Source organism: Halosolutus sp. DAT137 (assembly GCF_059736405.1).
Map to the genome: position 1 here is coordinate 1 of NZ_JCAQID010000016.1, position 12,081 is coordinate 12,081.

A 12,081-nucleotide genomic window follows, 5' to 3' on the forward strand; every position below is an offset into this window, starting at 1 on the left:
GAGGGCTTCTAATCTCAGGTTCAAAGCCATACTTTTATTAGTATCGTGTCCATCGGACTGTTCATGCCGTCGACACCACGCAGCCGGATCGATGCACTTCAAGAGCGTATCACCACCGGCGACGAGATCGCCGACACCGATCGCGAGCATCTCATCGATTTCAGCGATCGCCTTGACCTGCTTGCTCAGGAGTATTCGGACTACCGCCACGAGAAGCTCCTTCGACACTGTGTCATTATCGCCGAGAACCTCGATGGCGGGACGCTTACAGCAGCACTCGACGATCGGGATGCCGCCGAGACAATCCTTGCCTGGATCAACCGCCGCTACAATAACGAGGAGACCAACCGAGACTATCGGATCGCTGTCCGCGTCTTCGCGAAGCGCGTCACTGATGGCGAGGAGCCTCCTGAGTCTGTCGAGTGGATGCCGACAGGGACATCCAGCAACTATGACCCGTCGCCGGATCCGCGTAACATGCTCGACTGGGAGTCGGACATCGAGCCGATGATCGAGGAGTGTTATAACGCTCGCGATGCCGCGATGATTGCCCTTCAGTTCGACGCCGGACTCCGCGGCGGCGAGTTCAAGAGCCTCGAGGTCGGCGACATTCAAGACCACGACCACGGCTTGCAAGTCACCGTCGAGGGGAAGCAGGGCCGGAGGACGGTCATGCTGATACCGTCGGTTCCCCACGTCAACCGGTGGCTCGATGCTCACCCCGATCGCGACGACCCCGACGCCCCACTCTGGTCGAAGATCCACCAGTGTGAGGGAATCTCCGATCGGATGGTCTCGAAGATCCTCGACGAGGCCGCCGAGCGTGTCGGCGTCTCGAAGCCGGTCACGTTGACGAACTTCCGCAAGTCCAGTGCTGCGTTCCTTGCCTCGAGGAATCTGAATCAGGCGCATATCGAAGAGCATCACGGCTGGGTCCGTGGCAGCGATGTCGCCGCTCGGTACATCTCCGTGTTCTCCGAAGACTCCGATCGCGAGCTCGCCCGGCTCCACGGCGTCGATGTCAGCAAAGAGGAACCGGACTCGATCGCCCCGCTTCAATGCACTCGCTGTGGACGGGACACGCCCAGGAGCGAGCCGCTGTGTGTCTGGTGTGGTCAGGCGATGGATCCCCAAGCCGCTGCGGAACTCGACACCGCGGACGACCGCGAAGCCGAGTCCCTCGCCGAACTCTCGCCGGAGAAGGCGAAGGAGGTCCTTGAACTCGCTGATATCCTCGACGACCCCGAAGTCCGCAGTACGCTGCTCGATCGGTGACTCACTGATCGCGATCGCCGTCATCGGTACCCCTCCTCTTCGAGGCGTTCGAGGAGGATTTCAGCGTCCTGGGCCATCGGGACATCCTCCTCGATCAGCATTTCGAGCGTGTCTTCGTGTTCGGCGAGGCGTTCCCACGGATCGGTATCGTCGTCTTTTGTTGATGGCCTTATGCTTCGGCTCATAGCATCCGTACGCCGACTGCGGTCCGGTCGGTTCCTACTCATGCATCGACCCTCCGAGTGGCGTGGTTCCGCAACGATCGGAAGACACCACCCTGGCGGACGTCGCCATCGGCCGTGATGTGGCCACCGGCATGGCAGTTGGTACAGCGATAGCAGACGGCGTCAGTCGTGCCCCACGCGGTTCGGCGGGCGGTCCCGTCGCAGGTGGCACAGTCGACGGTCTCGGGCGGAGTCATCCGCTGTCCTCCCGACGGTTTTCACCGTCCCGCCAGTTCTCGACGCGATCGAGCCCGCCCATCAACTCGCCTTCGCGATCGTCACGTTCGACCAGCCGATCGGCGACCGCCGTCTGTAACGCGGCTCCCGATCGGTCCCGTGGCTCGTAGTCCCGAAAATAGTGGTCATCGACGCGAGCCGCCAATTCGTCGATCGCGTCGATCGTCTCACACAGCACCGCGTTCTGGTAACGCAGCTCGGTCGCGATTGCTTCGAGGGCGTCGGCTTGCCGCTCCTCAGGTGACGGATCGTCGCCACCGTCACCACGGAGTGTCCGGGGTCTGGACACGATGTCGTCGGAAACGCCGCCGTCCCCTCGAATTCGGGAACAGTCCTGGCAGGATGGCGCACCAGTCAGTGCGTCGTAGCCCTCCGCTCGATCGCCGCAAGCGCAGCGAGCGTCAGTATTATTCGTCGGCGATGCCTTTTGCCGTGCGTGGGGCGTTGTCCCCACGGAAATTCCGAGATTCATCCGAATCACCGGAGCTACCTTCTGGGCGGCGGGCCAACGCCGCCCGGTCTCACATACCAACAAGAGCCATCTTCAGCCGACTTGGTAGCTCCGCATCCCCAATGGATTCTTTCGGAACTTATAGTTTCCGATGGATTAGATTAGATTCGATAGCTTACTATGTTTATATACGTATTTATTAGGTTTCTGTGGAACCAATGAGGGATATGCGCTACTCTGGGGACTGGATGACTCTTGTCGATGACCGAGTTCTGGAATTTATCCGTGAAAACGAGTCCGGGTCCCCTAAACAAATGAAAGACGAAGGTCCAATTAGATATTCGAGACAATATATTGCGAGAAGGTGTAGAAAGCTTGCCGAGGAGGGATTGCTCACCCATCTCGGAAACGGCGTTTACGTAATTACTGACGATGGAGAGGCATACTTAGATGAAAAGCTTGATACAGAGACGTGGCAGTATGTTGACGACGACAGTAACAGGAGTAATAATACTGCAGGAAGCGTATCAAACTCAACGTAGGTGACCCTCAATGACGTTTCGTAGGTCAGCGGTGTGGATGCAGCAACTTGATGAGCGAATTCTCGAACACTTGAATGATGAATCGTGGTCATCGGTATCAGTAATTGCATCACTATCCCGAGTTCGAGCGTCTGAAGACCGGATACGTGAACGCTGTCAGATGCTTGCTTGTGCAGGTCTAATCGCACCGATTCACCACGATACGTACGAAATCACGAACTGGGGTATGCTCTATCTCGAAGGAGAGATCGATGCAGATCACCAACCACGGCCAACTGTTTGATTATCCTGTAGCTGATTTTCGCCGTCCTACACAGGCGAGAGTTTATATCAGAAGCCGCGGCCAACTCCGGTGGAATGAGAGATATCCGATACCCCTACGACTGGGATCAAGAAGACTGCATCCTCATTGCTGACGCACTCCTCCGATACGCCCTCTGGGACTGTTACGGCGATCGCGATCGAGCAGAACGGGCGATAGCACTCGCTAATAAAGTCGTAGCGAGTGAAGGATTAACGCTCAAAGAACGATGTGACTGGTAGCCGAAACAAACATATATTTTCGGTATAGTCTTTTGTTCGATGATAAGTGAGGCTCGTGCCGATGAATTGAGTAATATGCCAAAAGTAATACGAGAAGATTGGCGATGGCAATACAAAAGCCGTAAAGACAAATACGAAGCGGAAGTCCCTGTGAAGTGCTTACAAGAAAACACCACCCTCAAATTAGTTGGATGGATAAATAAAAGACTTGACTACTCATTTTCAGTTATTCATAAGGGTTCTATTCCGATTCGAAGATGGGGTAGGCATCCTTGTCACTACAATCCGAATAACGAACACATCGATGGGGCACACAAACACAAATGGAGAGAAGATGTCGGTACTTCGTTTGCATATCGAACGCACGATGAAGTCGACACAAATAGTGTAGACGATGCTTTTTTTGACTTCCTCGACGAAGAGTCGATAGACTTCAAGGGCAGGTACGAAAAGTTTGAGGGATCAAGAATAGATGACTGGGTGTGATGAACTCATCCGGCCGGCGCTTACCAAGGCATTAGATGATTCATTACACATTTCTCAACATGATGGCGACTGTCTCGTTCGCTTTCCTTTTGTTCGTCCTGATGGTGACTCGATCCGACTGTGGATAGTAGATGAGGGAAGCCACTATCGCATAACTGACGAGGGCGAAACTTACAAAATGTTCTTTTTATCTGGTATAGATCTTGAGACTGATAGCCGAGAAGACAGAATAAAAACCATTCAAGGTAGGTTCGACCTCGAATCTGCTATGTATGAAGTTAGCAAGCAAGCAACTGAAGAGAATTTAGGACAATCTCTTTTAGAGGTCTATGAAGCCATACAGCATATATCTGCGTTAGAACATACTAGGAGACCATATCCACAAGACGACTTCAGGAACGAGGTCGCTTACTACTTAGATGATCATGGGTTTGACTACGAGCCAAATGCAGAAATTAATGCCTATGCGGAACCTCAAACCATTGACTTCAGCTTTCGAAATCTTGCTGAAAAAACTTATATGCATACGGTTCAGGCCAATAGCGGTAGTCAACTCCATGATAAGGCCAAAGACACATCGTACAGATTCATCCAGATTTCTCGAGTCCAAGATGCCAAGTTTGTTTCTGTAGTTGATGATGAGAATGGCTTCTATTTAGATGATAAACTCAAGCCATTATTAGCTGAAGCTGACTCAGTCATCCGTTGGTCAAATCGTAGCTATTTGCCAGATGCGATACGTGGATGATTGGTTAGTTTTAGAGCCAGCCCACCTTCTGTCGCTCTCTTTGTTGTGCCTCCGGACTGTAGCTCCCCCGGTAGTGTTCGAGGAATGTTTCGAGATCGTTCCACCCACCCCAGTCACATACCAGTAGCGGATCGACGTCTTCGGAGGCAAGCGCCGTCGCCCAGGTCCGCCGGAGATCGTGGAACCCGAGATGTTCCCAGCCAGCGTCACCCGTCTCCTCGTACAGCTGGTCGGCCGCCGATCGGACCCACCGCCGCAGCGATCGCGTACTCGACACCTCGACAAGTGACGAGCTGGCCGGCGCATCTCGGACGTCGTCCATCGTTCGGACGGTCGTCGCCAGATCGCGGGGGACCGGCGTCTCACGGAACTGGTCGCCTTTCCCGTGCCACACGCGGAGCATCGTGCCAGCGTCGGTGTCGACAACGTCCTCGGGAGCGGCGTCGAGGACCTCGTGCGATCGAAGCCCACAGCGCGCGCCGAGTTCGAATGCGATCCGCTGCTGTGTTCCGTCGGCCGCCTCGAGAAGTGCCGTCACTTCGTCCTGACTGAGCCACACCTTCATATCGTCGCGCTTCTCGTGCTGTTGCAGATTCATGTGTCCGTGATGCCTGCATATCGGACAAAAACGGCCAGCAATCTAGTCTTTTCGGTGGTGTTTGAGGGGTCAACCGGGCGTGATCTGTCCGAGACTGGTACAGTTCTCGGACACGACATTCGGAGCAAGTACACTTGCGAATCCGCTCTTCGGTAACTTCGCGGAAGGGACTCTCACAAACCACCGCAAAGTACTTTCAGACATATTGTTTGTTCAGCCCGAAATAGATGGCAAACCATCGCGATTTGGCCGAACAGTAACGTTTCAGGTGTTTTTATTAGTCTTCGTTCGGTTTTCCCGTAGGTTCAATAATGATGTTACCGTCGTCGTCTTCGTAGAACGCGATCTTGCCACCTGGCTCTGTTATGTCTTCTCCCCATTTTTCGCGTACCTCTTTTACCAGTTGCATCTTGTGACCTTGCTGGATAGTAGTCACGTTGAGTAGGTATTTTCCCATGCCTAAGCACTGGAAGCGTCTATTGTATATAATTGCACGAACGAGGGCCTGAAAGTTCTATTGAACTATATACACTGATTGAACTAGAAGGTTCTTTACCACTAGGACTACAACACGCTGACAACAGAGGTTATAAGATACATGCCTGGCGAAAATAAGATTGAAAAATCAATGCAGGACAGATGTGCCGCTGACGACCTGAAAGAACTTCAATACGCAGACCTCTTTAGCGGGTGCGGCGGCATGAGTCAAGGTTTTGAACAAGCAGGATTTGACTGCGTCGGTGCAATTGACCAGAACCAAGACGCTTGTGAAACCTACGAGCATAACATCGGTACCAAACCAATCGTTGGTGACATCACGGAGTACACTGCTGATGAGCTCCTTGACGAGTTCGGTGTTGAGAAGGGAGAATTAGATGTCCTGATTTCTTGTGCGCCGTGCCAAGGCTTTAGCCAGCACCGTAACAAAGACGACTGCGACCGTGACGAACGGAACACATTAGTTTCGTTCAGCGCCACGCTCGCCGTTGAGATGGAGCCTGAATTCTTCGTCATGGAAAACGTTCCCGAGTTGATCCGGGGGTCGAAAGAGAAGTATTGGAACCGGACCTACGAAATTCTGAAAGACGCTGACTATTTGGTCAAGTCGGGAATTATAAATGCGGCAGACTTCGGTGTACCGCAACGCCGAAACCGAGCGATCATCATTGCTCGGAAGGATGGCCGTAAGGTTGAGCTTCCCAGCCCAACAATCAGTGAAGAACGGACGGTCAGAGATGCGATTGAGGATCTTTCTCCTGTTGAGGCTGGGGAGGAATATCAAGCCGATCCAATGCATCGGGCTCCGAATCACACCGACCGAACTGTCAAGATGCTTGATCTGATTCCTGATGATGGCGGATCCTGGATGGACATTCCCGAACCGTATCAGGACGAATACTGGCTTGACTCGATGAAAAAAAGAGCTTCCAACGGTGATATGAGCTCGTTCTGTGATACGTATGGGCGGATGCATTGGGACCGGCCATCTGGTACGATCACCCGGAAGTCCTCGACACCGTCGTGCGGCCGGTACGTTCACCCGGAACAGAACCGGAACATTACTGTCCGAGAAGCAGCTCGGCTACAATCGTTCCCGGATGACTGGGAGTTCCAGGGCTCGTTCATTTCGTGGTATGAGCAGAACGGGAACGCGGTGCCGCCGAAACTGGCGGGAGAGATTGCGGAAGAAGTGAAGCGGTGGTATCCCGTCGAGGAGAAAGGTGCGCGGCAGGCGACGTTGGAAAACGCCTTCAGCAACTAACTAGGGGAGTCCGCGGTTTCTGGGACTTCTCGATACTCGAAAGCATCAGTCAGTCCCATCAGGAAACGGATGTAGCTGCCGAAGAAATCTCTGACATCTTCGTCTGCAAGCATTTGGCTCATATTGAACGGAACATCCAGTAGGTCATCTTTCAGGACGAAGTCACGGATTCCGACATCTTGAGCGCTGCTGCCACGTTCACCGTGGATCATACGTTTGGTGAAGACAGGTTGAATCATTATGCGTTTCGCGTCTGGGTCGCGATCCTTGAAGTCCTCGAGTTTGCTTCTGATCAGCGGTAGCCACCCCTCCCATTGGTTGCTGATGTCTTTCCGGTCCTTGATTTCGCCAAAGCCTTTGATACCCTGTGGTGACCGCACGATCATGTCGGGCTCGGAGAACGTAACCCCCCCGCCGTTCGTCGCAGTAATTTTCTCAATGGCATAAGCACCAGAGATTTCCGAGATACTGTGCTCCTTCCCGACCGAGGAGGCGGGCACGGTCATGAAGTCGTTATCCGACATGAGTTTGAACCGAAACGACTCCAGCTGATCGTGCTCCCATAGATCCTCAACGATGACGGACCCGACGTTGACCACGGCCTTCCGCCCACCGGCGTTCCGCGAGGATCCCTCGATCGCTGCACCTTCGGTCAAGGAAGCGCTAAGTAAGGCCCGTTCCTCGGGATCGTCGTCAATGAGGCTGGACGCCCACGTACTGATTAGGGAATTAAAGAACCGACAGAGCCGACTGAGTTCCTCGGTTTCGCTGATCATCTGATTGCTGTTCCGTAGCTGGCGGACCGCTGACCGGACGCTTCCGATGTCACGCAGCCGGTTGTCGGAGACACCGGCCAGGGTCCGGTAATACTCGAACAAGTCATTGTTTGCTATGAGGATGGTGGGGTGGGCGAAGAACTGGTGCAATTGCCGCTGAGTAACTCCGTTGTTCTCCAGGGTTTCGACGGCTTGATCGGAGACTCCAAGATCATCCCAGTCGAGGGATCTCTCGTTTAGGTCCATGGCGCGGTGGTATCGGTCTATCATGCCGCGATGATTGAACTGGGTATCCCGGTACGAGACCTTCCACCGTGCTTCCTGAATTAGATGTTCCTCAATGTTGTCCTCGTTGACGATTGACGCGAGATAGGTGTCAAGATCAACGACATCCCAGATATCTTGCATTGATACCTGGACGTTCTGACCGGCCCTGCTTAAGATATGTTAGACTTTTTAAACTAATGCGTTCTATTAGTTCAATAAGTATATTTTTCCAATGGTTGGTCACTTCAATTACTAGCTCCTTGAGTACTGCCCGACCATATTACTATTTCCTGTCGTGATTCACGAGTTTCTGTGAACTCTGGCGAAAATTCGTTCTACTTATTTTGGAATCCGATGATCGTAGCCGAACTGGGCGATCGGAACCTCACCTTCTTCCAAGTAGTGGGTTCCAATCAGATCGGTCTCGATCTCCTGCCGTTTGTGAGCGGCGTCAAGTTCTGGCCGGTCAACGTACGAGAAGAGCGCGTCGCTGCCGAACGTCTGCTCGTGGTTGTAGAGCCGTGACGGGATGTTGCTTGACTCGCCGATATAGGCCAGCGGTGACGAGTGCGACTCGTACCATATACGATACAGACCATTGTCAGGTGGGTCGGCATCGAGACGATTTTCGAGCCGGTACGGTTTGGACCAGTCCAACCCGAGCCAGTTTGAGGCGGTCGGGTCGTCGGGGTTCTTCCAACCGATCGGTTCGATACCGTCCGCACTGTTTGACTCCTCTTCCCCTGGTCTGAGAACACCACCCTTGTGTGGATCATCGTTGTAGCTGAACGATGACTGCCGATAGCCGTCGATGATCCGCCCGAAGTTCGCGGTCGGGCTTCGATCAAGCGCCTTGCGGTGCAGGGCGATCGCTGTTGCTTCGGTTCCCTTTCGGTGCTGCTCGTCGTCGGCCTTTGCCGGCGTCGTCTGCGAGACTTCGAACTCGGGGCCGTCGGCATCACGGATTGCCCACAGACACGGCGCTGCTGTATGTGGGTCGCGGTACGGCATCCTTTCGGCGTAGGTTCCGCGGGCGAGGCTTTGAATCCGCCGTCGGACATCGCTCGACTCACCGATGTATTCGAGTCCATCTCGTCGATCGCTCCGGTGGCGAATCCGGTACAGACCGGGCTCTTTCGGGATTTCAGAAAAGGATCCCGCGTCCAACGGCTTCCACTTCGACCACGATACCCCGACCCAATCAAGTGAATAAAAATCGAACTCCATCCTATAGGAGCTATTAGAACTCTGTTATGAGATAATCGTTCGGGTCAATCTCGATTAAGATGTCCGCGAAGTCCCGAATTCTTGGACAACTAAAGTGATAGTATATATCTGCTATTTTAACTTAGTGTAACACTTTTACTATATGGCTGCTATTGCATAGTGTGGGTAAAAATAAATTTCAGAAGCTGGATAGTCTGACAATGAATGATGAAGTCAGGGTCTATTTTTCGGACAACGGTCCTACAGAGACCAATGGAGTGGAAATTGAGAATCCGTGGGAAACTACTGTTGAAGTAGTAATTAAAGAGCGGCTTGATCATAATAAAGGAGATGACGTGGACGGCATAGTTACTAAGAAAAAAATTCACCTTACGCCTCCAGCTCATGATGATGTTCATGGCGAATATGTTATCGAAACTGAAAGACCGATGCTCGGTGAGCCTACAGTTCATCCTATAGAGGCACGCGATTATTTCAAAGGAAGACCGGGAGACGGTAAATATACACTTCATCCAATCGGATTTTCAGATATAAATATTATAGATTAAACTCTTAATACCCATATTTAAATAAGCAAGTAGCTCAGTTTATTTCCATATGAAGGCGTTCGGATTCAACGAACAACTCGCCCTCGAAACCACCCGCTCACAGGATGCATAAATCAAGGAGTCGAATGAATTGTCACACCGAGATGCCATGATCACTGCAACTGCTCGATCGACTGATGACGAGTACGCCGTTGCAGATAGTGACTTCGAGATGGAGCCGCTCAAAGACGTGATGTCGGTCACAAATCTCCACAACATAAAGTAATCAGCCGTCGATCAGACTGGCTCTGCGTTCGGGTAGTCGTTCGGATCGATTACTGACACCTCCCACGTTCCAGTATCCGTCTGCGTAATCCGAACGGGCTGATCTTTCACATTGCCCTCTTCATCGACCAATCCAAGCGCCCGAAGCTCGCTCTTCGGGAGCACGACACCGCCCGACGTACGACCAACTTGTACCAACTGATGGATCGGCATTGCTACATTCCTATCTAGTCCTGAATCTGTTTAAACATTGGTCTCACCAGTACGAGACTATGATATTCCCGATCGCTATCACACTGAGTCCCGACCTCGAAACGAGGTGTTCCCAGAACAAAAATGAGCAATTCAGCGCCAATTAATAGGTCGAACAAATGGAACGCATTGGCACGGACTCCCGACGGCCTCGCGGCCCACGTCGTCGCGGTCGTCGATGGCGAGGTCGTCGCCAGCGCGTGCGGCCTCGAGTCCGACAAGTGGACGATACTCGACCAATCCGATAGTCCCGCCCGGCTTTGTGGAACGTGTGCGAACCATTTCGGCGGGACGGGCCCGCGTCCAGTCGCCCTCCAATCGATCGAGGTGCCGATCGACGGCGTCACTGTCGCCCCGATCGGAACGTCTGCCACCCTGTCTGAAGGATACCGACGCGAGGTAGCGACTCGATGACCGAGTCCGACCTTTTCGACGGGCAAGAAGGCCTGTCCGAGCTCCCCGACGAACCGAGTGACGCCTTCGATGTCGGCTACCTGTCGCCGGCAGCCCCGGAAGAAATGGCGATCGACCTCCTCAGAGACGCCCTGGAGCGGCTGACCTACCGGGAGGTCTACGCCTTCACGGTCGGGTTCGTTCCCCTATTCCTGGGCCTCGTCCTGGGGCTCGATTCCCTGCTTGCTCTCGCGGTCCCGCTGACGGTTGCGGCCCTCGGCTGTACCTGCTCTACTTCGATTATCGGTGGTAGGGTCGGGAAGTGGGTCACCCAGAACCCCCAGTACCTATTCCTCGGCCAATTCGTCGCGACGTTCGTCGGCGGTCTGGCCGTAGCGATCGTCCGACTGATCGGCTTCCTGGCTGGGGTGGTAGCATGATAGAGGTTGTTGTTCCCCTCACGATAATCGCAGGACTGCTGACGGCCTTTTTATTGGGCGTCGTAGCCGACGGTAGCCCAATCGCCAAGCAGCAAGCGCAGGTGATGCTTCTCGTCTGGCTGGGATACACGCTATTCCTCACCGGCTATATTGCGGCCGCTGGAGGTGGAGCATGACCGACCCCGATCGTCCGGCGGGCCCGGCATCGAAGGCGATCTTCGGGGCCGGCATCGCAGCCGTCGCGATCGGGCGGACAGTCGCCATCGTCCGCGATCGACGTCGGAGCCGGCCCGCCCTCGAGGGCAACAATAGCGATCCCGAGACGATCGAGGTGACCGATCGCCAATGAACCACTCACTCCCCGACGAACGGCCGGCTCGCTTCGCGCTCTACCGGCACGCCGACGTCCACGGCGTCAGCGGCGAGGGCGTGGTCGCCTTCGGGATCCGCTTCCCGGACGGTCGCGCCATTTATCGCTGGCTCTCCGACCCCAGAACCACCCAGTCCGCCGACGCGATCGAGCACATCCGAACGATCCACGGTCACGGCGGGAAGACGGTAATCGTCTGGTACGACCAGCCGCCGGCGACCGTGACCGACCAGTCAGACATCTTCCTCGAGGGAGCACAGCCATGAGCGAACAGAAGTCGATCGACGAGGTCTACCGGGACCGGAACCTCCTCGCGGTCGCCATTTCGCTGATGGCCCACCGCCTAGAGTCGAGCGTCACCGTCCACGCCTATGCCGGCGGCTGGACCGAACCCGATGCCGACGATGCCGACGCCGATCAGTGGGCGATCGTCTGGGCCATCCTCGAAGGCAAGCAGGTCAGCTGGCACGTCCCTCGAGACCTTGTCGAGCCGGCCGACCTCCCGAAGCGTCCCCACGACTACGACGGTCATACACGGGCCGAGAAGAACTGCCGGCTCGAAGCCTTCGTCGAGCCCGAGTAGCTCCCAACGTCCACCAATCGAATAGGACCATTTTCGGCCCACTATCTTGCGGTTTTCAGAGTTTCGCCTTTTCATTTACCGACTGATTGTGAAGT

22 protein-coding genes are annotated in these 12,081 nt (G+C 54.3%); 14 read left to right on the top strand and 8 right to left on the bottom strand.

The genetic code is table 11. The features are described from left to right. Positions 1-63: 63 nt before the first annotated feature. Positions 64-1,275 (top strand): tyrosine-type recombinase/integrase, encoded by a 1,212-nt coding sequence (locus AC6I6L_RS20210; protein WP_497919582.1) that lies wholly within the window; start codon positions 64-66, stop codon positions 1,273-1,275. 20 nt (positions 1,276-1,295) lie between these two features. On the opposite strand, the gene AC6I6L_RS20215 is transcribed toward AC6I6L_RS20210, so the two are convergent. Genes AC6I6L_RS20215 through AC6I6L_RS20225 form a run of 3 tightly spaced genes read right to left on the bottom strand, consistent with a single transcriptional unit; the run spans position 1,296 to position 2,025 of the window. Next, positions 1,296-1,460 carry a hypothetical protein gene (locus AC6I6L_RS20215; RefSeq protein WP_497919583.1) on the bottom strand — a complete coding sequence of 55 codons (165 nt, stop codon included), beginning with the start codon at positions 1,458-1,460 and terminating at the stop codon, positions 1,296-1,298. Between the two features lie 38 nt (positions 1,461-1,498). Then, a complete protein-coding gene (locus AC6I6L_RS20220; protein ID WP_497919584.1) occupies positions 1,499-1,696 on the bottom strand; it encodes a hypothetical protein in 198 nt (65 codons plus the stop codon). Beyond that, positions 1,693-2,025, bottom strand: coding sequence for a hypothetical protein (locus tag AC6I6L_RS20225; protein WP_497919585.1), 333 nt, complete (start codon positions 2,023-2,025; stop codon positions 1,693-1,695). Before AC6I6L_RS20225 ends, AC6I6L_RS20220 begins: the two co-directional genes overlap by 4 nt. Before the next feature lie 389 nt (positions 2,026-2,414). On the opposite strand from AC6I6L_RS20225, the gene AC6I6L_RS20230 reads away from it, so the two are divergent. The 5 genes from AC6I6L_RS20230 (at position 2,415) to AC6I6L_RS20250 (ending at position 4,506) form a co-directional block, all read left to right on the top strand. After that, the gene (locus AC6I6L_RS20230) at positions 2,415-2,729 is read left to right on the top strand and encodes a winged helix-turn-helix domain-containing protein (protein ID WP_497919629.1); all 315 of its coding nucleotides are present in this window, start codon (positions 2,415-2,417) and stop codon (positions 2,727-2,729) included. Positions 2,730-2,739: 10 nt separating this feature from the next. Further along, positions 2,740-3,012 (top strand): winged helix-turn-helix domain-containing protein, encoded by a 273-nt coding sequence (locus AC6I6L_RS20235; protein ID WP_497919586.1) that lies wholly within the window; start codon positions 2,740-2,742, stop codon positions 3,010-3,012. A gap of 74 nt (positions 3,013-3,086) precedes the next feature. Next, a complete protein-coding gene (locus AC6I6L_RS20240) occupies positions 3,087-3,272 on the top strand; it encodes a hypothetical protein (protein WP_497919587.1) in 186 nt (61 codons plus the stop codon). Between the two features lie 39 nt (positions 3,273-3,311). Further along, positions 3,312-3,758, top strand: coding sequence for a DUF6978 family protein (locus AC6I6L_RS20245; RefSeq protein ID WP_497919588.1), 447 nt, complete (start codon positions 3,312-3,314; stop codon positions 3,756-3,758). After that, positions 3,745-4,506: a DUF1828 domain-containing protein gene (locus tag AC6I6L_RS20250; RefSeq protein WP_497919589.1), complete on the top strand. Its 762-nt coding sequence runs from the start codon at positions 3,745-3,747 to the stop codon at positions 4,504-4,506. The genes AC6I6L_RS20245 and AC6I6L_RS20250 overlap by 14 nt, the downstream gene beginning before the upstream one ends. A 10-nt stretch (positions 4,507-4,516) precedes the next feature. Here the strand turns inward: AC6I6L_RS20250 and AC6I6L_RS20255 are convergent, their stop codons facing one another. Continuing rightward, on the bottom strand, positions 4,517-5,104 hold the full coding sequence (locus AC6I6L_RS20255; protein WP_497919590.1) for a tyrosine-type recombinase/integrase: 588 nt from the start codon (positions 5,102-5,104) through the stop codon (positions 4,517-4,519). 277 nt (positions 5,105-5,381) lie between these two features. Next, the gene (locus tag AC6I6L_RS20260) at positions 5,382-5,561 is read right to left on the bottom strand and encodes a hypothetical protein (protein WP_497919591.1); all 180 of its coding nucleotides are present in this window, start codon (positions 5,559-5,561) and stop codon (positions 5,382-5,384) included. A gap of 141 nt (positions 5,562-5,702) precedes the next feature. Between AC6I6L_RS20260 and AC6I6L_RS20265 the strand changes: the two genes are divergently transcribed. Beyond that, positions 5,703-6,866 (top strand): DNA cytosine methyltransferase, encoded by a 1,164-nt coding sequence (locus tag AC6I6L_RS20265; protein WP_497919592.1) that lies wholly within the window; start codon positions 5,703-5,705, stop codon positions 6,864-6,866. On the opposite strand, the gene AC6I6L_RS20270 is transcribed toward AC6I6L_RS20265, so the two are convergent. Next, positions 6,863-8,050, bottom strand: coding sequence for a hypothetical protein (locus AC6I6L_RS20270; protein ID WP_497919593.1), 1,188 nt, complete (start codon positions 8,048-8,050; stop codon positions 6,863-6,865). The genes AC6I6L_RS20265 and AC6I6L_RS20270 overlap by 4 nt on opposite strands. Before the next feature lie 198 nt (positions 8,051-8,248). Next, positions 8,249-9,076, bottom strand: coding sequence for a GIY-YIG nuclease family protein (locus tag AC6I6L_RS20275; RefSeq protein ID WP_497919594.1), 828 nt, complete (start codon positions 9,074-9,076; stop codon positions 8,249-8,251). A gap of 221 nt (positions 9,077-9,297) precedes the next feature. Between AC6I6L_RS20275 and AC6I6L_RS20280 the strand changes: the two genes are divergently transcribed. Beyond that, positions 9,298-9,684: a hypothetical protein gene (locus AC6I6L_RS20280; RefSeq protein ID WP_497919595.1), complete on the top strand. Its 387-nt coding sequence runs from the start codon at positions 9,298-9,300 to the stop codon at positions 9,682-9,684. A 276-nt stretch (positions 9,685-9,960) separates the two neighbouring features. Here the strand turns inward: AC6I6L_RS20280 and AC6I6L_RS20285 are convergent, their stop codons facing one another. Beyond that, the gene (locus AC6I6L_RS20285; RefSeq protein ID WP_497919596.1) at positions 9,961-10,161 is read right to left on the bottom strand and encodes a DUF8053 family protein; all 201 of its coding nucleotides are present in this window, start codon (positions 10,159-10,161) and stop codon (positions 9,961-9,963) included. Positions 10,162-10,329: 168 nt separating this feature from the next. Between AC6I6L_RS20285 and AC6I6L_RS20290 the strand changes: the two genes are divergently transcribed. Genes AC6I6L_RS20290 through AC6I6L_RS20315 form a run of 6 tightly spaced genes read left to right on the top strand, consistent with a single transcriptional unit; the run spans position 10,330 to position 11,986 of the window. Continuing rightward, positions 10,330-10,614 (top strand): hypothetical protein, encoded by a 285-nt coding sequence (locus tag AC6I6L_RS20290; RefSeq protein ID WP_497919597.1) that lies wholly within the window; start codon positions 10,330-10,332, stop codon positions 10,612-10,614. Further along, positions 10,611-11,033: a hypothetical protein gene (locus AC6I6L_RS20295; protein ID WP_497919598.1), complete on the top strand. Its 423-nt coding sequence runs from the start codon at positions 10,611-10,613 to the stop codon at positions 11,031-11,033. Before AC6I6L_RS20290 ends, AC6I6L_RS20295 begins: the two co-directional genes overlap by 4 nt. Next, positions 11,030-11,209 (top strand): hypothetical protein, encoded by a 180-nt coding sequence (locus tag AC6I6L_RS20300; protein WP_497919599.1) that lies wholly within the window; start codon positions 11,030-11,032, stop codon positions 11,207-11,209. Before AC6I6L_RS20295 ends, AC6I6L_RS20300 begins: the two co-directional genes overlap by 4 nt. Next, positions 11,206-11,382 carry a hypothetical protein gene (locus tag AC6I6L_RS20305; RefSeq protein ID WP_497919600.1) on the top strand — a complete coding sequence of 59 codons (177 nt, stop codon included), beginning with the start codon at positions 11,206-11,208 and terminating at the stop codon, positions 11,380-11,382. Before AC6I6L_RS20300 ends, AC6I6L_RS20305 begins: the two co-directional genes overlap by 4 nt. Continuing rightward, positions 11,379-11,669, top strand: a complete 291-nt coding sequence (locus AC6I6L_RS20310; protein WP_497919601.1) for a hypothetical protein — start codon at positions 11,379-11,381, stop codon at positions 11,667-11,669. The genes AC6I6L_RS20305 and AC6I6L_RS20310 overlap by 4 nt, the downstream gene beginning before the upstream one ends. Continuing rightward, positions 11,666-11,986, top strand: coding sequence for a WDGH domain-containing protein (locus AC6I6L_RS20315; RefSeq protein WP_497919602.1), 321 nt, complete (start codon positions 11,666-11,668; stop codon positions 11,984-11,986). Before AC6I6L_RS20310 ends, AC6I6L_RS20315 begins: the two co-directional genes overlap by 4 nt. Positions 11,987-12,081 lie beyond the last annotated feature (95 nt).